We start from the raw sequence: 21,795 nt of genomic DNA, 5'->3' as shown, positions 1-21,795 counted from the left end.
GCTGTCGCTCATCATACGACAACCTGTCGCCAGGACACCAAAATACTGGAGGCGGTTAGCGTGGCTTCTTCAGAAGCTGACTAAGTGAATCCACACCTTCTTCCTTGAGAAGCGTGCTGAGCATCATGTCACTGCGCCGTCCCGCTGCGAAATCAGCGCCATAAGTCTCCCGCACATTACCAACAAGAGTTCGGCCATTTTTCTTACGTATCGTACCATCATTGTTACGACGACGACCATCAAGCCCAGGTTGATTCATTTTAATCATCCTCCACCTTTTTTTGAAATTTCGAGCGTTCCCGCCTTACGAGCAGCCGGTGGTGCCGCCGCAGGTGTCGCACTTCAGGCAGGTGCCGTTCCGGACCAGGGTGAAGTTGCCGCATTCGGGGCAGGCGTCGCCTTCGTACCCCTTGATCCGCGCCGCGCGGATCTGTTCGGCGCGGTCGTCGCGCGGCGCGACCGGCGCCGGAGCCTCGGCCGCCGGAGCAGCCGCCGGGGCCGCCGCCGGCCGACGGAGCAGCCGCAGGTTCGACCGCACATAGCCGCGCGAGGCCACCCGCCGCACCGCTTCGAGCTGGCCGGCGGTCGGGCGGGTGTCGAGCTGGCCTTCGGCCGCGCCGCGCCCGACCGTGTCCGGGGTCAAATCGGACGGGACGACATGGGCCAGATCGTTGCGGCCGAGATAGGAGATCGCCAGTTCGCGGAAGATGTAATCGAGGATCGAGGACGACATCTTGATCGTCTCGTTGCCCTCGACCATCCCCGACGGCTCGAACCGGGTGAAGGTGAAGGCCTCGACGAATTCCTCCAGCGGCACGCCGTATTGCAGCCCGACCGACACCGCGATGGCGAAATTGTTCATCATCGCGCGGAAGGCGGCGCCTTCCTTGTGCATGTCGATGAAGATCTCGCCCAGCCGTCCGTCCTCGTATTCGCCGGTGCGCAGATAGACCTTGTGGCCGCCGACCATCGCCTTCTGGGTATAGCCCTTGCGGCGGTCGGGCAGGCGGGCGCGGCCGCTGGCGGCGGCGCGTTCGACCAGCTTCTCGACCACCTTCTCGGCCACCGCCGCCGCCTTGACCGCCGCCGGGGCCTCGGCGACGCTATCGGCCAGGGCGCCCTCGTCGTCGAGCAGCGCCGCCTGCAACGGCTGGCTCAGCTTCGAGCCGTCGCGGTACAGCGCCACCGCCTTGACCCCCAGCCGCCACGACAGCAGGTAGGCTTCCTTGCACTGCTCGATCGTCGCGCTGTTGGGCATGTTGATGGTCTTCGAGATCGCCCCGGTGATGAAAGGCTGGGCCGCCGCCATCATCCGGATATGCGCCTCGACCGACAGCGCCCGGGTGCCGGTGCGGCCGCACGGGCTGGCGCAATCGAACACCGGCAGATGCTCTTCCTTGAGGAACGGCGCCCCTTCCAGGGTCATCGCCCCGCCGACATAAAGGTTGGCGGCCTCGATCTCGGCCTTGCTGTAGCCAAGATGGGTCAGCAGGTCGAAGCCGGGCTCGTCGAGCTTGGCCAGCGGGATCTTGAGGGTCTCGACGCAGAACGCCTCGCCCAGCCCGTGCCGGGTGAAGACGAAACGGATGTCGAAGGCGGATTCAAGCTGCCCCTCGATCCGGGCCAGACTGGCCTCGTCGAAGCCCTTGGCGGCGAGGCTGGCGGGGTTGATCGCCGGCGCGCCCTTGAGGGTGGCGTGGCCGATGGCGTGGCGGACGATCTCCTCGATGTCGGAGGGCGCATAGCCCAGGCTGCGCAGCGCCTCGGGCACCATCCGGTTGATGATCTTGAAATAGCCGCCGCCGGCCAGCTTCTTGAACTTGACCAGGGCGAAATCGGGCTCGATCCCGGTGGTGTCGCAATCCATCACCAGCCCGATGGTGCCGGTCGGCGCCACCACCGAGACCTGGGCGTTGCGGAAGCCGTGGACGGCGCCCTGCTCCAGCGCCCGGTCCCAGGCATGGCGGGCGGCGGCGACCAGGGCCGCGTCGGGGCAGTTGCCGGCGTCGAGCGGCACCGGCGGGCGCGACAGCCCCTCGTAGCCATGGGCGAGGCCGTGGGCGGCGCGGCGATGGTTGCGGATCACCCGCAGCATCGACTCGCGGTTGGCGGGGAAATCGACGAAGGCGCCCAGCGCGGCGGCCATCTCGGCCGAGGTGACATAGGCCTCGCCGGTCATCAGCGCGGTGATGGCGCCGATCAGGGCGCGGCCGCGCTCGCTGTCATAGGGGATGCCGGCGGCCATCAGCAGCCCGCCGACATTGGCGTAGCCAAGGCCGAGGGTGCGGAAGCGGTAGGACAGTTCGGCGATGCGGTCGCTGGGGAACTGGGCCATCAGCACCGAGATTTCCAGCACCATCGTCCACAGCCGCACCGCGACGCGGAAGCCGTCGAGGTCGAACCCGCCATCGGCCTGCCGGAAGGCCAGCAGGTTGAGCGAGGCCAGATTGCAGGCGGTGTCGTCGAGGAACATGTATTCCGAGCACGGATTGGAGGCGTTGATCCGGCCGGATTCGGGGCAGGTGTGCCACTCGTTGATGGTGGTGTCGAACTGGATGCCGGGATCGGCGCAGGCCCAGGCCGCCTCGCCCACCTTGTCCCACAAAGCGCGGGCACGGACGGTGCGCAGGGTCTGGTCGGTGGTGCGGGCGGTCAGCCGCCAATCCGCGTCGGCGGCAACCGCGTCAAGGAAGGCGTTGCTGACCCGGACCGAATTGTTGGAATTCTGGCCCGAGACGGTGAGATAGGCCTCGCCCTCCCAATCGGTGGTCATCACCGGAATGTCGAGCCGGGTGAAGCCCTGGCGGGCGAACTGGATCACCCGCTGGATGTAGGCCTCGGGGATCTCGGCGCGGCGGGCGGCCAGCACCGCCGCCTTCAGCCGGGGATTGCGGCGCGGGTCGAAGCGGGCCTCGCCCTCCCCTTCGCCGCAGGCGGCCAGCACCTCGGGCAGATGGCGGGCGGCGAGACGCGAGCCGGCGACCAGGGCGGCGACCTTCTGCTCCTCATGCGCCTTCCACTCGATGAATTTCTCGATGTCGGGATGGTCGATATCGACCACCACCATCTTGGCGGCGCGGCGGGTGGTGCCGCCCGACTTGATCGCCCCGGCGGCGCGATCGCCGATCTTGAGGAAGCTCATCAGCCCCGACGAGCGCCCACCGCCCGACAGCCGCTCCCCCTCGCCGCGCAGGCGGGAGAAGTTGGTGCCGGTGCCCGAGCCGTATTTGAACAGCCGGGCCTCGCGCACCCACAGATCCATGATGCCGCCCTCGTTGACGAGGTCGTCCTCGATCGACTGGATGAAGCAGGCGTGCGGCTGGGGATGCTCGTAGGCGGACTCGGAGCGCACGACGCGGCCGGTGGCCGGATCGACGTAGGAATGGCCCTGGCCGGGGCCGTCGATGCCATAGGCCCAATGCAGGCCGGTGTTGAACCATTGCGGCGAGTTGGGCGCGGCCATCTGGCGCGCCAGCATGAAGGCCAGCTCGTCACGGAAGGCGCGGGCGTCCTCCTCGTCGTCGAAATAGCCGCCCTTCCAGCCCCAGTAGGTCCAGGTCCCGGCGAGGCGGTCGAACACCTGGCGGGCGTCGCGCTCGGCGCCGTAACGCTCGGCCTCGGGCAGCGCCGCCAGCGCCTCCGCGTCGGCCTCGGAGCGGGCCAGCCAGGCCGGCACCCCGGGCTCGACCACCGGGCGGGTGCGGGCCGGCACCCCGGCCTTGCGGAAATATTTCTGGGCCAGCACGTCGCAGGCGACCTGCGACCACTCGGCCGGCACCGCGATGTCGGTCAGCGAAAACACCACCGAGCCGTCGGGATTGCGGATCTCGCTCGATGCCTGGCGGAACGGGATGTCGGCATAGGGCGACTGGCCGGCACGAGTGAAGTGACGCTGGACCCGCATGGGTGTTTCCTTCTGTGGCAGGGGGTGGCCCGGGAGCGCCGAACCGGAGCGGAGGTTAGTCCCGACCGCCGGTTTGCGTCAATATATAGTTATCCACAAGGTTTTCCACACATCATGTTGATTTGCAGTGTTTTGAAGAGCTTAACCGGATTTGGGCGCGCCGGGGCGGGTTGACCCGGGCCGGGGCGGCGGCCTAGTCTCGGCCGCGCCGGAGCGATCCGGTGGTTCGACCCGGCGAGGAGCGGCCGTGATGACCTATCTGCTGATCGCATTGGGCAGCGCCCTCGGCGGCACGCTGCGTTACTGGCTGTCCGGCCTGATCGCGGCCTGGGTCGGCCAGACCTTTCCCTGGGGCACCCTGGCGATCAACGTCACCGGCTCGATCCTGATCGGCGCCTTCGCCACCCTGACCGGCCCGGACGGGCGGGTGCTGGTGCCGGGCGAATGGCGCCAGTTCGTGATGGTCGGGATCTGCGGCGGCTACACCACCTTTTCCTCGTTCAGTTTGCAAACCCTGACCCTGGCCCAGGATGGGGAATGGCTGTGGGCGGGGGCCAACGTGGTGCTGTCGGTGGTATTGTGCCTGTTCGGGGTGTGGCTCGGCCATGTCGGCGCCAGCCTGTTCAACCAGTTGCCGTGACCGGAGGGAGGCACCCAGGATGACCATGTTGCGCGAAGCCGCCCTGCTCCGGATCTACACCAGCGAACGCCGCCGCCTCGACGGCCGCCCGCTGCACGAGGCGATCGTGCTGCTGGCGCGCGAGCAGGGACTGGCCGGGGCCACCGTGCTGCGCGGCCCGCTTGGCTACGGCGCCTCCAACCGGCTGCATACCGCCAAGATCCTCGATCTGTCCGAGGACCTGCCGCTGGTGATCGAACTCGTCGATTCCCGGGAAAAGATCGAAGCCTTCCTGCCCCACCTGACCCCGGTGCTGGGCAAGGGACTGGTCACGCTCGAAAAGGTCCAGGTGCTGACCGGCGGGGAATGACGGCGGGCTCCCGCCCGCGCGCTTCGCGCGCCATCCCATCGCGTTACGCGGGCTCCCGCCCGCGGGCCCGGCCGGGGCGATGCCCCGGACCCCCTTCTTTTTTTTCGATTTCCCCATCAAAAATACGAACCTCCGGGGAAAGAGAGACTGGTCATTCCCGTGTCAGGGCGCCAAACGGCTCCCCTGGATGCGCGGATCAAGTCCGCGCATGACGGAACAGACCGGAGGGCCGTTCGGTCCGTCGCCCCGGAATGAACAAAAAAAGAAGGGGTTCGGGGAGCTTTGCGCCCCGAGCGGGTGCGGGCGGCAGCCCGCCAGGGGGGCTGACCGGCCCTGGCCGATGGTATAGGATCAGCGGATGGAGAGGGTTCCGCATATCCTGGTGGTGGACGACAGCCGCGAGATCCGCGAGCCGCTGGCGCGTTATCTGACCAAGATGGGGCTGCGGGTCAGCGCGGTCGGCGACGGGCGGGCGATGCGGCAGAGCCTGGCGACCGGGGCGTTCGATCTGGTGATTCTCGATCTGATGCTGCCGGGGGAAAGCGGGCTCGATCTGGCCCGGCCGCTGCGCGAGGCGCGGATTCCCTTCATCATGCTGACGGCGATGAGCGAGGAGGCCGACCGCATCGTCGGGCTTGAACTCGGCGCCGACGATTACGTCTGCAAGCCGTTCAGCCCGCGTGAATTGCTGGCGCGGATCAAGGTGGTGCTGCGCCGCGCCGGCGGGCCGGGGCGGCCGTTGGTCGAGGCCGAGGCCGGGCGGCCGTTGCGGATCGACCGCTGGCGGTTCGACCCGACCCGGCGCGAGCTGACCGGGCCGGACGGGGTGGCGGTGGCGCTCAGTTCGGCCGAGTTCCGCCTGCTCGACGTGCTGGCGCGGCGGCCGGGCCAGACCCTCAACCGCGACCAGTTGCTCGACCTCAGCGCCGGCCGCGCCGCCGAGCCGTTCGACCGCAGCATCGACAACATCATCAGCCGGCTGCGCCGCAAGATCGAGGACGACCCCAAGGCCCCCCGCATCATCAAGACGGTGTGGGGCGAGGGCTATTGCCTGTCGGTGCCGGTCGAGGAGGCCTGAGGGCGATGAGGCTGCTGCCGCGCCGGATCTTTCCCCGTCTGGTGCTGCCGCTGCTGCTGGCGATCGGGCTGTCGCAGGGGATCTGGCTGGCGGAAGCCCTCCACGGCCAGCACCGGTTGAAGCGCGGGCTGGTCCACAGCCAGATCTTCGAGCAGGTCGAGGCCACCCTGCGCCTGCTCGCCGCCCTTCCGGCCGAACGCTGGGCCGAGACGGTCGAGCATCTCAGCCTGTCCGACCTGTGCTACGCCATCGAGGCCGCCCCGGTGGTGGCCGACGGCCCCGACCAGGATCCGCCGCTGGCCGGCCGGCTGGCCAGCCTGCTGCGGCTCTACGCCGCCGGGCCGCCCCGTCTCGCCATGGAGACGACCGACACCCGCCCCTGCGCCGGCTACGAGGCGGTGTCGGGTTCGCCCCATGCCGGCCCGGCCGACCACAGCCACGATTTCGGCGCGCTGGCGATCGCGGTGCCGCTGGCCGACGGGCGCTGGCTCAACGCCCAGGCCCGGATGGTGCTGCCGCCGCTGTGGGACCGGCCGACCCTGGTTTCGCTGCTGGTGCTGGCCGGGGTGACCATCGGCGGCGTGTTCCTGCTGGTCAGCCACGAGACCCGCAGCCTGCGCCGCCTCGCCGCCGCGGTCGAGCGGCTGGGACGCGGCGAGACGGTGCCCCGGGTGCCTGAGGACGGGCCGAGCGAGGTGGTGGCGCTGATCCGCGCCTTCAACACCATGCAGGACCGGCTGACCCGCTTCATCCAGGACCGCACCCGCCTGCTCGGGGCGATCAGCCACGATCTGCGCACCCCGCTGACCAGCCTGCGGCTCAAGGCCGAGCTGCTCGACGATCCCGACCTCGCCGCCCAGATGACCGCCACCCTGACCGAGATGGAGACCATCGTCCGCTCCAGCCTCGATTTCGCCCGCAACGACGCCACCAGCGAGCCCAGCCGCGACATCGACCTGACCGCGCTGGTCGACAGTCTGGTCGAGGACATGGCCGAGCTGGGCCAGGACGTCGCCTTCGCCGAGGACTCGCCCCGGCTGACCCTGCCGGCGCGGCCGACCGCGTTGCGGCGCGCCCTGCGCAACCTGATCGAGAACGCGGTGCGCTACGGCCACCACGCCCGGGTGGCCTGCCGGCGCGCGGACGGCGCCGCCCTGGTCGAGATCGCCGATGACGGCCCCGGCATCCCCGACGACCAGTTGGCCGAGGTGGTCAAGCCGTTCGTCCGGCTCGAATCCTCGCGCAACCGCGCCACCGGCGGGGTCGGGCTCGGCCTCGCCATCGCCGCCGACATCGTCGCCGCCCATGGCGGCAGCCTCGCCCTGCGCAACCGGGCGGCGGGCGGGCTGACCGCGACGGTGTCGCTGCCGCTGCCGGCGGCGGGGCGAAGTGGCGCCCCCACGGCAAAAGTGTAAGCATTTGTCGCAGGGGGCGCGGCTGGGACCGCCTGCGACAAAACCCGCCCCGGCCGGACACAGTTCGGCAGTCTTTTCGGGCTAGGGTCACGCCATCGCAACTTCCCCCACCGAGGCCCCCCGTGACCGTTTCCGTCCGCCCAATGTTTCGCCTGCTGCCCCTCGCCGCCCTGGCCCTGACGCTTGGGCTGGTCGCCACCGCCAACGCCGCCGACCCGATCGAGCAGCGCGAACAGGATTTCAAGGCCGCCAAACGCTCGGTCGAGCAGATCAAGGCCGGGCTCGGCGACAACAAGCCCGCAATGGTCGCCGCCGCCGCCCAGTCGCTGTCCGACCTCGGCGCCCGCATCCCCAGCCTGTTCCCGCCCGGCAGCAACCAGGGCAAGACCGACGCCAAGGCCGAGATCTGGACCAATTTCGCCGACTTCACCGCCAAGGCCAAAACCTTCCAGGAACGCGCCGACACCCTGGCCCAGCTCGCCAGCGCCCCCGGCGCCGACCGCGCCCGGCTGGCCGACGCCTTCGACAAGATGATGGCGAGCTGCAAGGCCTGCCACCGCGCCTACAAGGAAGATTGAGGGGCCACGCGATGACCAGCCCAACCCCTCCCGCCGGCCTCGACGGCTGGCTGCGCCGCTACGTCACCCAGACCACCACCGCCGTCGGGCTGGTGGTGGGGGTCAGCGGCGGCCTGCTGTTCTTCGATCTCGCCAAGCGTCAGGTCCATTCGATGCACGAATGGCTCGGCATGGCCTTCCTGGCGATCGCCGTGCTGCATGTGGTGCGCCATCGCGGCAGCTTCGCGGCGATGCTGCGCCAGCCGCGCCAGCATGTCCTGCTGGCCCTGACCGGCTTCGCCATGCTGGCCTTCGTCGGCGCCAGCTTCACCGCCCCCGCCGGCGGCGGCAACCCGGTCCACCAGTTGGCCGACCGCGCCCTCGACGCCCCGCTGGTGGCGCTCGCCCCGGTGCTCGGCCTCGGCCCCGACGAGGCCCAGCGCCGGCTGGCCGCCGCCGGGGTGGCGGTGGACAGCCCGGCGCAGTCGCTCGCCACCCTCGCCGCCACCAACCACACCGACCCGCGCCGTCTGCTCGGCGTGGTGCTGGGCGGCCGGCGCGATTGATTTCCCCGCCCCGAGGCCAGGCCGTCGGGTAGGGTACAGACCACCCACCCTACCCGTCATTCCATCCAGACCGCCGCCGCGCGCCCGAAGCCGGCGGCGGTTTGCTTTATCTTCAAGGACTTGATCCGCGTCGTTGCGGCCGATTCTCCTGATTTTGCCGGTATTTTCCTTAGTTTCACTCCAACCGACGCGCAAGGAAATGACGGCGCGCTGCGGATTTCGCTTGCGTCGCCCCATCGCTCCGGGCAGCTTACGCCCTACCCGCAGGAGCGGCCGCCCCGGGTGGGATTGGGGCGGCGTGTCCGGCCGGCGGGAGGAGTGGACGATGACCATCGGTGCGGATCCCGCCCTCACCATGTCGAGACGCCGTGGCGATCCGCCACGGGCGGCGCGTGCCCTGCATTCGCGCCGGACAGTCCAATAAAGCAAACAACCGGATGGGGAGACCAACGATGCTGCTGACACAGCAGGACCGAGAAAAAGCGCTCATTCTGAAACTGGCCCGCCGCCACGGCCGCAACCGCACCGCCCTGATCCCGATCATGCAGGCGGTGCAGGAGGAATGCGGCTTCGTCTCCGAGTTCGCGATGCAGTACATCGCCGACCTGATGGGGATCGCCGCCGGCGACGTGCTGGGGGTGGCGACCTTCTTCCACTTCATCAACAAGAAGCCGAAGGGCAAGTTCATCATCCGCCTGTCGCGCGACATGTCGTCGATGATGAAGGGCGCCAAGGCGGTGGCCCATCAGCTCGAGAACGATCTCGGCATCCGCTTCGGCAACACCACCCCGGACGGGATGTTCACGCTGGAATGGACCAGCTGCATCGGCATGAACTACCAGGCCCCGGCGATGATGGTGAACAATGAAGTGTTCTCCAATCTGACCCCGCCCAAGGTCCATCGCATCATCGAGGACTGTCGCCAGGAGTTCAACACCCGCCGCCCCACCGTCGGCAATGTCGGCGAGACCTACGCCAACACCCTCAATTACACCAATCACGAGGTCAATTCCGGGCTGACCCGGGCGGTGAGCCAGACTCCCGCCGAGGTGATCGCCGAACTGACCGTCTCCGGCCTGCGCGGGCGCGGCGGCGCCGGCTTCCCCACCGGGGTCAAGTGGAAGCTGGCCGCCGCCGCCAAGGGCGAGACCAAATACGTCATCTGCAACGCCGACGAGGGCGAGCCCGGCACCTTCAAGGACCGCATCATCCTCGGCAAGTACGCCGACATGGTGTTCGAGGGGATGACCGTCGCCGCCTACGCCATCGGCGCGCGCGAGGGCGTGGTCTATCTGCGCTACGAATACACCCACCTGCGCCCCCATCTCGAAGCGGTGCTGGAATCCCGGCGCAAGGCCAACCTGCTCGGCGACAACATCCTCGGCAAGGAGGGGTTCTGCTTCGACATCCGCATCCACATGGGTGCCGGCGCCTATGTCTGCGGCGAGGAAACCGCCCTGATCGAAAGCCTGGAAGGCCGGCGCGGCGAGCCGCGCAACCGGCCGCCCTACCCGGCCGAGCGCGGCTTCCTCGGCCAGCCGACCGTGGTCAACAACGTCGAGACCCTGGCCACCCTGTCCTGCATCATGTCGCGCGGGGCGAAATGGTTCGCCTCGATCGGCACCGAACGCTCGAAGGGCTTCAAGCTGTTCAGCGTCTCGGGCGACTGTTCCCGCCCCGGCGTCTATGAGCTGCCGTGGGGGATCACCGTCGATCAGCTGCTCGAAACCGTCGATGGCAAGGGGGCCAAGGCGGTGCAGATCGGCGGCTATACCGGCCATCTGGTCCCCGCCCGCCAGTTCGACCGCCGCCTCGCCTACGAGGATCTCGGCATCGGCGGCTCGATCATCGTCTACGGCCCCGACCGCGACATGCTCGAAGTGGCGGAAAACTACCTCGAATTCTTCGTCGAGGAATCCTGCGGCCAGTGCACCACCTGCCGGGTCGGCAATCAGAAGCTGCTGGAGGGCATCCGCCTGCTCCAGCAGGGCAAATGCTCCAACCGCTATCTCAACGACCTGATCGCCCTCAGCGAGACGGTCAAGCTGGCGTCGAAATGCGGCCTGGGGCAGGCCAGCCCCAACGTGATGATCGCCCTCAACGCCCACTTCAAGGATGAAATCCTCGCCCGCCCGGTCGAGGGCGCGCTCTGACCCCCGGCCGCAAGGAAGCAGATCCCATGGACAGCCTCGACATCACCGCCGAATCCGCCGCCGCCCCGACCGGGGCTCCCGCCGCCACCGGCGCCCCCGCCCCCGCCGGCGGGCTGGCCGCCGCCCCCCGCCCGGCCGAGGCCGAGGCGGTCGCCCCGCCGATCGCGGTGACGATCGACGGGATTCCGGTCTCGGTCGCCCCCGGCACCACCATCCTCGACGCCGCCCGGCAGGTCGGGCTCAACATCCCCACCCTGTGCCACCATGACGACCTCTGCACCGCCGGCGTCTGCCGCATCTGCGTCGTCGCGGTCGAGGGGATGCGCACCCTCCAGGCCGCCTGCGCCACCCCGATCCAGCAGCCGCTGACCATCCACACCAACACCCGCGAGGTCCGCACCGCCCGGCGCCATGTCGTCGATCTGATGCTGTCGGACCATTACGGCGACTGCACCACCTGCAAGCGCAACAACAATTGCGAGTTGCAGGCGCTGGCCAAGGAATACGGGGTCGATTTCCACCGCTTCGGCCAGCTGACCGCGCCGAAATACGCCATCGACCGTTCCAGCCCGTCGGTGGTGCGCGACATGAACAAATGCGTGCTGTGCCGCCGCTGCGTCCGCACCTGTTCCGAGTTGCAGGGGGTCAACGCCCTGCTGGTCAAGGGCCGCTCGGTGCGCTCGCGCGTCGCCACCTTCGGTGACAAGCCGTTGTCGCAGGTGGTCTGCATCAATTGCGGCCAGTGCATCAACCGCTGCCCGACCGGGGCGCTGACCGAACAGGACCAGACCGACGAGGTGTGGACCCTGCTCGACGATCCGACCCGCCACGTGGTGATCCAGACCGCCCCCTCGCCGCGCGCCGCGATCGGCGAATGTTTCGGCCTGCCGGCCGGCAGCAACGTCACCTATCAGCTCAACACCGCGCTGAAGCGGATGGGCTTCGACGGGGTGTTCGACACCAATTTCAGCGCCGACCTGACCATCATGGAGGAAGGCACCGAACTGCTGATCCGGCTCTATCAGGCGCTGGTCCAGGGCGACACCGACGTTCCCCTGCCGCAATTCACCAGCTGCTCGCCCGGCTGGGTCAAGTACCTGGAGCATTTCTACCCGACCTCGGTGCCGAATCTCTCGACCGCCAAGAGCCCGCAGCAGATGTTCGGCGCCCTGCTCAAGACCTATTACGCCGAGAAGAAGGGGATCGATCCCAACGACATCGTGGTGGTGTCGCTGATGCCCTGCACCGCCAAGAAGTTCGAGTGCAACCGCCCCGAACTGGTCTCGAGCGGCTTCAAGGACGTCGATTACGCCCTGACCACCCGCGAACTGGCCAAGATGATCAAGGAAAGCGGCATCGACCTGCCGCACCTGCCCGACACCCCGTTCGACGAGCCGTTCGGCGACGGCACCGGCTCGGGCACCATCTTCGGCACCACCGGCGGGGTGATGGAATCCGCGCTGCGCACCGTGATCGAGGTGGTGACCGGCCAGAAGGTCGAGAATTTCTTCGACCACGCCAACATCCTGCCGGTGCGCGGGATCGAGGGCGCCCGCATGGCCGAGATCGAGATCACCGAGATCGGCCCGGTGCCCGAGCTGTTCAAGCCGCTGGTGTCGGACTGGGAATGGCTGCGCGGGGTGACGCTCCGGGTCGGCGTGGTCCACGGCTCGGCCAACGCCCGCAAGGTGATGGAGGACATCAAGGCCGGCGGGCCGTTCAGCAAGTGCCACTTCATCGAGTTCATGGCCTGCCCCGGCGGCTGCCTCGGTGGCGGCGGCCAGCCGATCCCGACCAACACCGAAATCCGCGCCAAGCGGGCCCAGTCGATCTACCAGATCGATGCCGATTACCCGGTGCGCAAGTCACACGAAAACCCGGTGGTGCTCCAGCTCTATCGCGAGTTCCTCACCGACGGGCCGTGCGGGCACATCGCTCACCATCATCTGCATACGCACTACACCACGCGGGGGAAGTTCATTTCCTAGCGGCGGGCGTTCGAGTCGGGAGCCGGGGCCTTCGCAGGCCCCGGCTTTTTCGTGGGCGCCGCCCACACCCGCCAAGGGCCACAGGCCCTTGGAACCGATCAGGTCTCCGGTAAAACAGGTTCGGCGCCGAAAGGACGGTTGAGGATCGACAGCGCCTCGCCCGCCGCGAAAACGCGGTTGCGGGCATGGCCGGTGCGTTCGGTCAGGATGCCGACCTCGGCCAGTTGCTCCACCGCCTGGGCGGCGCTCTTGAAGCTGACCGCCAGCAGATCGGACAGGCGCCTGACCGTCACCACCGGATAATGCGGCAGCCAGTCGAGGGCCCTGGCAGAGGCGGAATCCCGGCGAAAGTCACGACGGCGCCGCCACACGGCCTGCAATCCGGCCAGGGCGGCGCGGGTGGCCAGCACTTCGGTGACGGTGGCGATCACCGCCTCGGCGAAAAACCCGACCAGGGGTTCCCAGTCCAGGCGTTGCTGGGCGCCTTTCAGCGCGGCGTAATATTCCGCCCGGCGCGTCTCGATGAAAGGGGCGAGGTAGAGCGGGATACGGCCGTCGGCGACCATCATCAGCGGGATCAGCAGGCGGCCGACCCGGCCATTGCCGTCACGGAAAGGATGAATCGCCTCGAACTGGGCATGGGCCAGCGCGATCCGGGTCAACAATCCCTGGGTCATGGCCTGCATCCCCTCGCCGCGCATGTAGCCAAGCAGAGCGGTCAGGCAGGAGGCCACTTCGTCGGGCGGCGGTGGATTGAAGCTCGAATAGGCGATATCCCGAGCCCCGCCGATCCACACCACCCGCTGGCGCAATCTCCCCGGAGGGTCGCCGTACTCGGGATCATCCCGCATCACCCGCTGATGCATTCTGCCGATCAGGTCGAGCGAGAAAGCGGTGGCGCCCAGCCGCTGCACGTCCGGCACCAGCTCATCGAGCGCGAGGGCGTAATCGCGAACCTGACGGGTTGCCGCCTTGCCCGGTTCGTCCTGGGTTTCCTCGACGGCAAGCAATTCATCCAGGGTGCTGTTGGTCCCCTCGATCGCCGAGGATGCCACCGCTTCCCGGCGGGTAAGGATGCGGCTGATCAGATAGGCATCCTTGAGTTCGACGGCGATCGCCTCGATCCTGGCCAGCGCCGCCATCGCCTCCTCGACCTTGCGGAGGGCGGCGCCCAACGGCACCGCCGCCTCGGGAAGACGCGGGGGAACGACGCCGTAATGGGCCTGGAATGGCTCCGGCAAACGAACCAGCCGCTCCCGGACGGCGTGACAGAGGTCTTCCCGACGCACGACGAACCTACAACTGACGACGCAGCGACGCGTTCATATTTACCTTTTAACACACATGCGTCAATTTGCTGTCCCGTTTGCCCCCGGGGAGGTTCAGGAACCTCAGGTTCCTGGCGGGTGCGGGCAGAGCCCGCGGGACTTTGGTCCCCGCGCGGCGACCGGCGGGATCACACCGCGCGGACTCCGGTGAGAAACGATTCGACCACGCCGCGCAGTTCGGTCGCCTCCTGTGACAGGCCCTGCGACACCGACACCATCTGACGCGAGGCGGTGCCGGTCTCGGCGGCGGCATGGTTGACGCCGGCAATGTTGCTGGCGATTTCACGAGTGCCGCCGGCCGCCTGCTGGACCGAGCGGGCGATCTCGGTGGTAGCGACCGATTGCTGCTGCACCGCCGCGCCGATCGCCATCGAAATCTGGCAGACATCGCCGATCCGGGCGATGATCCGGGCGATCGCCGCCACCACCTGTTCTGTCGCGCCCTGCACCGCGCTGATCTGGCCGACGATCTCCTCGGTGGCGCGGGCGGTCTGGTTGGCGAGATGCTTGACCTCGCCCGCGACGACGGCGAAACCCTTGCCGGCCTCGCCGGCCCGCGCCGCCTCGATGGTGGCGTTCAAGGCCAGCAGGTTGGTCTGGGCGGCAATGTCCTGGATCAGACTGACGACGATCCCGATCCGGGCCGAGCTTTCCGCCAGGCTCTGGACGGTGGTGTCGGTCCGGGTGGCCTCGTCGGCGGCGTTGCCCGAGACCAGGTTCGACTGCTCGACCTGATGGGCGATCTCGGCGATCGAGGCCGACAATTGTTCGACCGCCGCGGCCACGGTCTGCACATTGGCCGAAGCCAGCTCGGTCGCCGCCGCCACCGCGGTCGATTGGCTGGAGGTCCGTTCGGCACTGACCGACAGGACCCGCGCGGTTGAATCCATCTCGACACAGGCCTCGGACACCATCGCCAACAATTGCGACACCTTCTGGTCGAAGGCACTGCTCAGCGTCTCGATCGCCGCGGCGCGCTGCATCCGCGCCGCCAGGGCGGTTTCCTGTTCGACCTTCAGCAGATCGGCCTGCCGCATGTTGTCGCGGAACACCTGCATCGCCGCCGCCATCGCCCCGATCTCGTCGCCACGGCCCCGGTTGGGGATCTCGACCGTCAGATCGTGTTCGGCAAGGCGTCCCATCGCCTCGGTCAGCAGACAGATCTGCCGGATCACCCGACGGCTCAACACCAGGATCGCTCCGGTACAGGCCAGCACGACCCCCAACAGCGTCCCAAGGGCGAAGTCGAGCCGGATCCAGGCGTCATTCAGCGCGGATTGGTTGCGTTCGCGCGCGGTGTCGAGCGCGGCGTCACGCAGCACCAGCACGTTGTTGAGCATCGGCGTGGTCCAGGGCGACCAGGCGTTCGCGGCCATCTCGACGAACGCCTCGCCGGCACGGGCCGCGGTCAGCACCGCCTGATACCGCTGCTCGCCCTCGGTCATCACGGTCCGCCGGACGTGATCGAGCGCCTCGGTCAGGTGGGGCGGGTCGCCGAGATTGTGCACGCCCTGTTCAAGCTGGCGCCACAGCAGGGCGACCTGACCGGTCTGCGCCGTCGCCTCCCAGACCCGCGCGGGCGGAAAGGGCTGACCCCGGACATACAGGCCGAGCAACGAGGAGCGGTTGCCGTTGATCGTTCGCATGTCCTGAGCCTGCAACGCCAGGGCCATCGGCCCGATCTGGTCGGACGACACCAGCGCCACGGCGCGGAAGCTCTCCGCCACAGCCAATTCCAGCGCGCCGAGCCCCTGGCGGAAGCCATCGACCATCGTATCGAGCGCCTTGGGCGAGCGACCGGTTTTCGGCGATTGGAGCTGGCGCCGCGCCTCGGTCCGCACCGCGACGATCGCTTCCCGCGCCGCGTCCAGCCGGGCCCGGGGCAGCCCGGCCTCGTCCCAGGCCGCCAGCGCCGCCGCGAACAACCGGTCGGTCGCCGCCGTCATCTTGTCCAACTCGGCCTGCGTCTCGGCCGAAACGGCCTCCTCCCGCATCAGGGCCTGGGTCCAGCCGCCGCGTTCGCGCGGAATCTCGCCGCCGATCCGCAGCGTGGTTTCAAACGCGGCCAGAGCCCGCGCCGCCACCTTTTCCTGCCGCAGATCGCCCAGCGCGCCCCAGGCGAGAAACCCGGCGATCACAATCGCGAATGCAACGATGACCAGAGTGCTGGCCAGTATCAATTGCCGAAGACTCATGCCTCTCGCCCCCACTGCCCGGACAAGATCGACCAAAGTCGCGCTAATTCGACGAATGTTATATTACCTTGAGGAGATGATCAATCGATCGGCCAGGGGGCGGGGGAAGATGATATTCTGCGCCCCACTCGGACCGACGAGGACCCGCCCAGGATCATGCCGCCCGCTGCCATCCCCGACGCCGCGCCGCGAGGCGGCACCCCCCGCGAAGTGTTGCTGGCCTTCCTGAAACTGGGACTGACCTGCTTCGGCGGGCCGGTGGCCCATCTCGGCTATTTCCGCCAGGAATTCGTTGTCCGCCGCCGCTGGATCGACGACGCGGCCTATGCCGATCTGGTCGGGCTGTGCCAGTTCCTGCCCGGCCCGGCCAGCAGTCAGGTCGGCTTCGCCCTCGGCCTCGGCCGGGCCGGCGCCTGGGGCGGGCTGGCGGCGTGGGCCGGCTTCACCCTGCCCTCGGCGCTGCTGCTGGTGGCCTTCGCCGCGCTGGCCGACCGACTGGCCGGACCGCTCGGCCTCGGTCTGCTGCATGGGCTGAAGCTGGTGGCGGTGGCGATCGTCGCCCAGGCGGTGTGGGGAATGGCGCGCAGCCTGTGCCCCGATGGGACCCGGGCCGCGATCGCGGCGGCGGCAAGCCTGATCGTCCTGTCGGCGCCCTCGGCGGCGGCCCAGATCGGCGCGATCCTGGCCGGTGCCCTCGCCGGCTGGCGACTGTGCCGGCGCCCCGCCACACCGCCCCCGCCCGACGGGACAACCCCGCTGGTTTCCCCCCGGGTCGGGATCGCCGCCCTCGCCGCCTATCTTGCCCTGCTGGTGGGGCTGCCGCTGCTGACCCATTTTCTGGCCGCGCCGTTGCTGGCGCTGGCCGAGTCCTGCTACCGCGCCGGGGCGCTGGTGTTCGGCGGCGGCCATGTGGTGCTGCCGCTGCTGCGGGAAGCGTTCGTCACCCCCGGCTGGATCGATGACGGCCGGTTCCTGGCCGGCTATGGCGCGGCGCAGGCGGTGCCGGGACCGCTGTTCACCTTCGCCGCCTATCTCGGCGCCAGTGTTGAGACCGGCGCCCCCCGCCTGGTCGGCGCCACGCTGGCGCTGGTGTCTATCTTCCTGCCCGGCCTGCTGATTTTGCTGGCCGCGCTGCCGTTCTGGCACCAGCTGCGCCGAGGCGCGCAGGCCCAGGCGGCGATGCGAGGCATCAACGCGACGGTGGTCGGCCTCTTGGCCGCCGCCTTGTACGACCCGATCTGGACCGGCACGATCCATACCCCGACCGATCTGGCCCTGGCCCTCGCCGGCTTTGCCCTGCTGACGATGACCCGAACACCCCCCTGGATTGTGGTCGCCCTTTCCGCCACCGCCGGCCTGGCGCTGTCCTTTTAACCCTGGGGAGGTCCAGGAACCTCAGGTTCCTGGCGGGTGCGGGCAGAGCCCGCGTCAGGCCGCCTCGCCCCGCAACTCCGCCGGGGCGCGGAAGGTGAAATTGGCCGGCGCCTCGATCACCGCCCGCCGCGCCTGCCCGATCCGATTCTTAAGATCGTCCGGCAACCGCCCCTCGCCCCCGGCGGCGCGGGCGATCTCGACCAGCGACGGCATCCCCTTCTCCCCGCCGGTAATGACGGCGCCATGGCGCTGGGCAGCGAACAGCAGATCGTGGATCAGGGTGCGCTTGTTGGCGGCGACGGCGAGCCGGGCGCCGGCCAGCGCCGCCTCGGCCCCTTCCGGGGCGATCAGGGTGACGCGGTGGTGGGGATCGAGCCCCCCGGGAAACAGGTGCCCATAGGCCGACAGCTCGACCTCGACCACCCCGTCAAGCTCGCGGCCGAGGGCGCGGATCGCCTGACGGTAATCGGCATAGGCGTCGAGCAGCGCGGCAGCGGCGGAGCTGTCGCCGGGACAGGCGACATTGACGTCGGTCGAGGTGCTCCACGGCTTGATCTTGCCGGGCGACTTGACGCGGGCGCGGGTGCGGGCGAGGTCGGGGGCGCCCTCGCGGATGGCGCGGAAGGTCTCCATCTCGGCGCCGGAGGAGAAGCCGACGCCGAAATCGATCATCACGCCACCGATGGTCTCGGTCTCGGGATCGAGCAGCCCCATCAGCACGTCGTCGATCGACAGCTCGGACCAGCCGGTCAGGCAGGCCAGCATGTCGGCGCCGGCATAATCGCAGGACTGGAGCAGGTTTTCCGCCTTGGAGCGGGCGGGTTCCTCGGCATGGGCGATGAAGCCGACCAGGGAATCGCGGCTGACCAGCTCGATGCCGTTGATGACGATGTCGCCCTCGCCGCCGCCGAGCCGCTGCCCGGCGGCCGGCAGCTCGATATGGGTCCAGCGGCGCAGATAGACCAGCAGGCCGGCGATGCTGTCGGTATCCGAGCCCTGCACCGGCAGCACCAGCCCGAACTCGCTCGACGCCACCTCGACCAGCCGCAGGCGGGCGGCGGTGACCATCCCGGTCCAGCCCTGCATCCCCTCGACCCGCCACAGATCGTCGGCCGCCAGCAGGCGCGGCGCGCCGCCGTCGGCGAGGCAGACCGCCTCGATGATGTTGGAGGGGCGCAGCCGCAGCGGACCCATCCCCCCGGTGGCGATCACCCCGCCGACGCAGGCCGAGGCGACGCTGGTGAGGTCGATCAGCACCCGGTGATTGGGGCCGACCTGCTCGGCGACCACGGCGTTGACCTGGGCGAAGGTCAGGCCGGCCCCGGCGGACACGGTGCCGGCGGCGGCATCGACCGCGATCTGCTGGCTGGCGAGGGCTTCGAGCGGGGTGTCGGCCGGCACCAGTTCGGGGATGGCGGCGGCGCGGGGGCGGATCGCCACCACCCCGGCGAAACCGGCGGCGGCCTCGGCCGGATAATCGAACGATTTGATCGCGCTGGTCAGCCCCCCGGCCGGCATCACCGCCCAGTTCTGCCGCACCGCCTCGGCCACCGCGCCGGCAATGTCGGCGGTGACGCACAGGCGCGCGACCAGCGGCCGGCCGCCGTCATCGGTCAGCTCGGCCTCGGGCAGGGCGGAAAAGTCGAGGGGTGCCGTGGACATGGCGGGCGAACCAGTTCTGCTGGGAGGGGGGGAAGCGGCCGACCATATAGCACCAACCCGCCGCCGCTTGAACCCCTTTACCCTACCCGTTTCCCCCTCCGCGCCGCGACTCCGCGCCAGGGCGGCATCCGGGTGGGCGTGGCCCACAAAAAGGGGTGGAGCGGGTGGCGCATGGGTTGCCCCGCACCCGGGCAGCCGTTAATCTTGGCAGGGTATGCGGCCGCAACGGAGGGTGGAGCGACGATGGCCTTCGACGAAATGAAGTCTGCCGACGGCGGAGTCCGTCCGCCGTTCCGGGCCTATGAAGACTGGCTGCTGTCGATGCCACCCGATCTCCTCCCCCGCAAGAACGAGCAGGCCGACGCGCTGTTCCGCCGGCTCGGCATCACCTTCGCGGTCTATGGCGACCAGGAGGGGACCGAGCGGCTGATCCCGTTCGACCCGATTCCGCGCATCCTGACCGCCAGCGAGTGGAAGACCCTGTCCGACGGCTGCTGTCAGCGGGTGCGGGCGCTCAACGCCTTCCTCAAGGATCTCTATCACGGCCAGGAGATCCTCAAGGCCGGGATCATCCCGCCCGAGCGGGTGCTCCACAACGGCCTGTTCCGGCCGGAAATGCAGGGGCTGCACGTCGCCCGCGACGTCTATGTCCACATCGCCGGGATCGACATCGTCCGCACCGGCGAGAAGGAATTCTACGTGCTGGAGGACAACCTCCGCTCGCCGTCCGGGGTCTCCTACATGCTGGAGAACCGGGCGATGATGATGCGGCTGTTCCCCGATCTGCTGACCCGCTACCGCGTCGCCGCGGTCGATTCCTACCCCGATCTGCTGCTGCGCAACCTGCGTTCGGTGGCGCCGCCGGCCTGCGAGGGTGATCCCACCGTGGTGGTGATGACCCCGGGCTATTACAACAGCGCCTATTTCGAGCATGCCTTCCTGGCCGAACAGATGGGGGTCGAGCTGGTCGAGGGCCGCGATCTGTTCGTGCGCGACAATCTGGTCTACATGCGCACCACCCGGGGGCCGCAGCGGGTCGATGTGATCTATCGCCGCATCGACGACGATTTCCTTGATCCCGACGCCTTCAACCCCAATTCGGCGCTCGGCGTGCGCGGGCTGCTGGCGGCCTACCGCGCCGGGGGGGTGACGCTGACCAACGCGATCGGCACCGGGGTGGCCGACGACAAGGCGACCTACATCTACGTCCCCGACATGATCCGGTTCTATCTGGGCGAGGAGCCGATCCTGTCCAACGTGCCGACCTGGCGGCTGGAACGCGACGACGAGCGGCGCTACGTGCTGGAGCATCTCGACGAGATGGTGGTGAAGGAGGTCCAGGGCGCCGGCGGCTACGGCATGCTGGTCGGCCCGACCTCGAGCAAGGCCGAGATCGAGGCGTTCCGCGCCCGCATCCTGGCCAATCCGGCCAATTACATCGCCCAGCCGACCCTGGCCTTGTCCACCGTGCCGACCCTGGTCGAGCAGGGACTGGCGCCGCGTCACGTCGATCTGCGCCCCTATGTGCTGATGGGCGAGACGGCGACGCTGGTGCCGGGCGGGCTGACCCGGGTGGCGCTGCGCCCGGGCTCGCTGGTGGTCAATTCGTCGCAGGGCGGCGGAACCAAGGATACCTGGGTGCTGGAGAACGACCCATGCTGAGCCGCACCGCCGACCATTTCTACTGGCTGAGCCGCTACATGGAGCGGGCGGAGAACATCACCCGCTTCATCGAGGTCGCCAACCGCCTGTCGCTGTCGGCTGGCGGCGAGCGGGTCGCCCCCTGGCAGCCGGTGCTGACCATCGCCGGCGGCGAGGAGGAATTCATCGCCCGCTTCGGCACCCCCTCGGCCGGGGCGGTGATCGATTTCGCCGTGCTCGACCCGGGCAACCCGTCCTCGATCCATGCCTGCCTGCGCGCCGCGCGCGAGAACGCCCACGCCGTGCGCAGCGTAATCCCGGCCGAGCTGTGGGAATCGATCAACGGCACCTGGCTGGAGGCACGCGGCATCGACGGCCCCCGCCTGCGCGAGCAGGGGCTGATCGCCTTCTGCGAATGGGTGCGCGAGCGCGCCCACCAGTTCCGCGGCATCAGCTACGGCACCATGCTGCGCGACGAGGCCGACATGTTCATCCGCCTCGGCACCGCGCTGGAACGCGCCGACAACACCGCCCGCCTGCTCGGAGTGCGCGCCGCCGGGGTCCAGCCCGACCGCACCGAGGTCGATGCCGACGACCAGTTGCACTGGGCGGCAGTGCTGCGCTCGGTCAGCGCCTTCCGCGCCTTCCGCACCGTCCATGGCGGCGACGTCACCCCGCTGCTGGCGGCCGATCTGCTGGTGATGCAGGCGGCGTTGCCGCGCTCGCTGCATGCCTGCCTCAATCAGGTTCACGACCTGCTGGAGCGGTTCAACCCCGAGGCGGAATGCGCCCGCCTCGCCGGGGCGGCCCATGCCGGAATCCATTACGGCCGGCTCGATCAGTTGCTGGCGCGCGGGCTCGACCGCTTCGTGGTCGATTTCCTCGAAACCAACACCAAGCTGGCCCAGCAGGTCCACGACGACTTCCTGCTGGGGTGACGGAGGC

Annotated in this window: 16 protein-coding genes; 11 read left to right on the top strand and 5 right to left on the bottom strand. The window is 69.0% G+C overall.

All coding sequences use genetic code 11. The features are described from left to right. Window positions 1-55 precede the first annotated feature (55 nt). Entirely contained in the window at window positions 56-259 is a 204-nt protein-coding gene (locus tag ACFSNB_RS03725; protein ID WP_377314626.1) for a hypothetical protein, read from the bottom strand. Between the two features lie 45 nt (window positions 260-304). Beyond that, window positions 305-3,904, bottom strand: coding sequence for a vitamin B12-dependent ribonucleotide reductase (locus ACFSNB_RS03720; RefSeq protein ID WP_377314624.1), 3,600 nt, complete (start codon window positions 3,902-3,904; stop codon window positions 305-307). 250 nt (window positions 3,905-4,154) lie between these two features. Between ACFSNB_RS03720 and crcB the strand changes: the two genes are divergently transcribed. The 8 genes from crcB (at window position 4,155) to ACFSNB_RS03680 (ending at window position 12,650) form a co-directional block, all read left to right on the top strand. Further along, window positions 4,155-4,544 carry a fluoride efflux transporter CrcB gene (gene crcB, locus ACFSNB_RS03715; RefSeq protein ID WP_377314623.1) on the top strand — a complete coding sequence of 130 codons (390 nt, stop codon included), beginning with the start codon at window positions 4,155-4,157 and terminating at the stop codon, window positions 4,542-4,544. 19 nt (window positions 4,545-4,563) lie between these two features. After that, window positions 4,564-4,893, top strand: a complete 330-nt coding sequence (locus ACFSNB_RS03710) for a DUF190 domain-containing protein (RefSeq protein ID WP_377314621.1) — start codon at window positions 4,564-4,566, stop codon at window positions 4,891-4,893. A gap of 358 nt (window positions 4,894-5,251) precedes the next feature. Then, window positions 5,252-5,971: a response regulator gene (locus tag ACFSNB_RS03705; protein WP_377314619.1), complete on the top strand. Its 720-nt coding sequence runs from the start codon at window positions 5,252-5,254 to the stop codon at window positions 5,969-5,971. A gap of 5 nt (window positions 5,972-5,976) precedes the next feature. Then, entirely contained in the window at window positions 5,977-7,386 is a 1,410-nt protein-coding gene (locus ACFSNB_RS03700; protein ID WP_377314618.1) for an ATP-binding protein, read from the top strand. Window positions 7,387-7,508: 122 nt separating this feature from the next. Further along, window positions 7,509-7,964 carry a c-type cytochrome gene (locus ACFSNB_RS03695; RefSeq protein WP_377314617.1) on the top strand — a complete coding sequence of 152 codons (456 nt, stop codon included), beginning with the start codon at window positions 7,509-7,511 and terminating at the stop codon, window positions 7,962-7,964. An 11-nt stretch (window positions 7,965-7,975) separates the two neighbouring features. Beyond that, entirely contained in the window at window positions 7,976-8,509 is a 534-nt protein-coding gene (locus tag ACFSNB_RS03690; protein ID WP_377314616.1) for a DUF4405 domain-containing protein, read from the top strand. Between the two features lie 452 nt (window positions 8,510-8,961). Next, window positions 8,962-10,662, top strand: coding sequence for an NAD(P)H-dependent oxidoreductase subunit E (locus ACFSNB_RS03685; protein ID WP_377314614.1), 1,701 nt, complete (start codon window positions 8,962-8,964; stop codon window positions 10,660-10,662). Window positions 10,663-10,688: 26 nt separating this feature from the next. Further along, entirely contained in the window at window positions 10,689-12,650 is a 1,962-nt protein-coding gene (locus ACFSNB_RS03680; protein WP_377314612.1) for an NADH-dependent [FeFe] hydrogenase, group A6, read from the top strand. A 98-nt stretch (window positions 12,651-12,748) separates the two neighbouring features. Here the strand turns inward: ACFSNB_RS03680 and ACFSNB_RS03675 are convergent, their stop codons facing one another. Together ACFSNB_RS03675 and ACFSNB_RS03670 are read right to left on the bottom strand one after the other, a co-directional pair. Beyond that, a complete protein-coding gene (locus ACFSNB_RS03675) occupies window positions 12,749-13,891 on the bottom strand; it encodes a Fic family protein (RefSeq protein WP_377314610.1) in 1,143 nt (380 codons plus the stop codon). A gap of 215 nt (window positions 13,892-14,106) precedes the next feature. Further along, window positions 14,107-16,173: a methyl-accepting chemotaxis protein gene (locus ACFSNB_RS03670; protein ID WP_377314608.1), complete on the bottom strand. Its 2,067-nt coding sequence runs from the start codon at window positions 16,171-16,173 to the stop codon at window positions 14,107-14,109. Between the two features lie 156 nt (window positions 16,174-16,329). On the opposite strand from ACFSNB_RS03670, the gene chrA reads away from it, so the two are divergent. Continuing rightward, window positions 16,330-17,547: a chromate efflux transporter gene (gene chrA / locus ACFSNB_RS03665; RefSeq protein ID WP_377314607.1), complete on the top strand. Its 1,218-nt coding sequence runs from the start codon at window positions 16,330-16,332 to the stop codon at window positions 17,545-17,547. A gap of 54 nt (window positions 17,548-17,601) precedes the next feature. On the opposite strand, the gene ACFSNB_RS03660 is transcribed toward chrA, so the two are convergent. Continuing rightward, the gene (locus tag ACFSNB_RS03660) at window positions 17,602-19,209 is read right to left on the bottom strand and encodes an FAD-binding oxidoreductase (RefSeq protein ID WP_377314605.1); all 1,608 of its coding nucleotides are present in this window, start codon (window positions 19,207-19,209) and stop codon (window positions 17,602-17,604) included. A 243-nt stretch (window positions 19,210-19,452) separates the two neighbouring features. On the opposite strand from ACFSNB_RS03660, the gene ACFSNB_RS03655 reads away from it, so the two are divergent. Together ACFSNB_RS03655 and ACFSNB_RS03650 are read left to right on the top strand one after the other, a co-directional pair. Beyond that, window positions 19,453-20,871, top strand: a complete 1,419-nt coding sequence (locus tag ACFSNB_RS03655) for a circularly permuted type 2 ATP-grasp protein (RefSeq protein WP_377314603.1) — start codon at window positions 19,453-19,455, stop codon at window positions 20,869-20,871. Continuing rightward, window positions 20,865-21,788, top strand: a complete 924-nt coding sequence (locus ACFSNB_RS03650; protein ID WP_377314601.1) for an alpha-E domain-containing protein — start codon at window positions 20,865-20,867, stop codon at window positions 21,786-21,788. Before ACFSNB_RS03655 ends, ACFSNB_RS03650 begins: the two co-directional genes overlap by 7 nt. The last annotated feature ends 7 nt before the right edge of the window (window positions 21,789-21,795 follow it).

This window comes from Phaeospirillum tilakii, assembly GCF_042683125.1.
GTDB classification, from domain to species: Bacteria; Pseudomonadota; Alphaproteobacteria; order Rhodospirillales; family Magnetospirillaceae; genus Phaeospirillum; species Phaeospirillum tilakii.
The sequence above is the reverse complement of the archived record's forward strand: the minus strand, read 5'-3'. Positions and strand labels throughout refer to the sequence as shown.

Bases quoted from the DNA above. Each gene is read 5' to 3' on its own strand.
- ACFSNB_RS03725 (WP_377314626.1), bottom strand. From the start codon at position 259: ATGAATCAACCTGGGCTTGATGGTCGTCGTCGTAACAATGATGGTACG.
- ACFSNB_RS03720 (WP_377314624.1), bottom strand. From the start codon at position 3,904: ATGCGGGTCCAGCGTCACTTCACTCGTGCCGGCCAGTCGCCCTATGCC.
- crcB (WP_377314623.1), top strand. From the start codon at position 4,155: ATGACCTATCTGCTGATCGCATTGGGCAGCGCCCTCGGCGGCACGCTG.
- ACFSNB_RS03710 (WP_377314621.1), top strand. From the start codon at position 4,564: ATGACCATGTTGCGCGAAGCCGCCCTGCTCCGGATCTACACCAGCGAA.
- ACFSNB_RS03705 (WP_377314619.1), top strand. From the start codon at position 5,252: ATGGAGAGGGTTCCGCATATCCTGGTGGTGGACGACAGCCGCGAGATC.
- ACFSNB_RS03700 (WP_377314618.1), top strand. From the start codon at position 5,977: ATGAGGCTGCTGCCGCGCCGGATCTTTCCCCGTCTGGTGCTGCCGCTG.
- ACFSNB_RS03690 (WP_377314616.1), top strand. From the start codon at position 7,976: ATGACCAGCCCAACCCCTCCCGCCGGCCTCGACGGCTGGCTGCGCCGC.
- ACFSNB_RS03685 (WP_377314614.1), top strand. From the start codon at position 8,962: ATGCTGCTGACACAGCAGGACCGAGAAAAAGCGCTCATTCTGAAACTG.
- ACFSNB_RS03680 (WP_377314612.1), top strand. From the start codon at position 10,689: ATGGACAGCCTCGACATCACCGCCGAATCCGCCGCCGCCCCGACCGGG.
- ACFSNB_RS03670 (WP_377314608.1), bottom strand. From the start codon at position 16,173: ATGAGTCTTCGGCAATTGATACTGGCCAGCACTCTGGTCATCGTTGCA.
- chrA (WP_377314607.1), top strand. From the start codon at position 16,330: ATGCCGCCCGCTGCCATCCCCGACGCCGCGCCGCGAGGCGGCACCCCC.
- ACFSNB_RS03660 (WP_377314605.1), bottom strand. From the start codon at position 19,209: ATGTCCACGGCACCCCTCGACTTTTCCGCCCTGCCCGAGGCCGAGCTG.
- ACFSNB_RS03655 (WP_377314603.1), top strand. From the start codon at position 19,453: ATGGCCTTCGACGAAATGAAGTCTGCCGACGGCGGAGTCCGTCCGCCG.
- ACFSNB_RS03650 (WP_377314601.1), top strand. From the start codon at position 20,865: ATGCTGAGCCGCACCGCCGACCATTTCTACTGGCTGAGCCGCTACATG.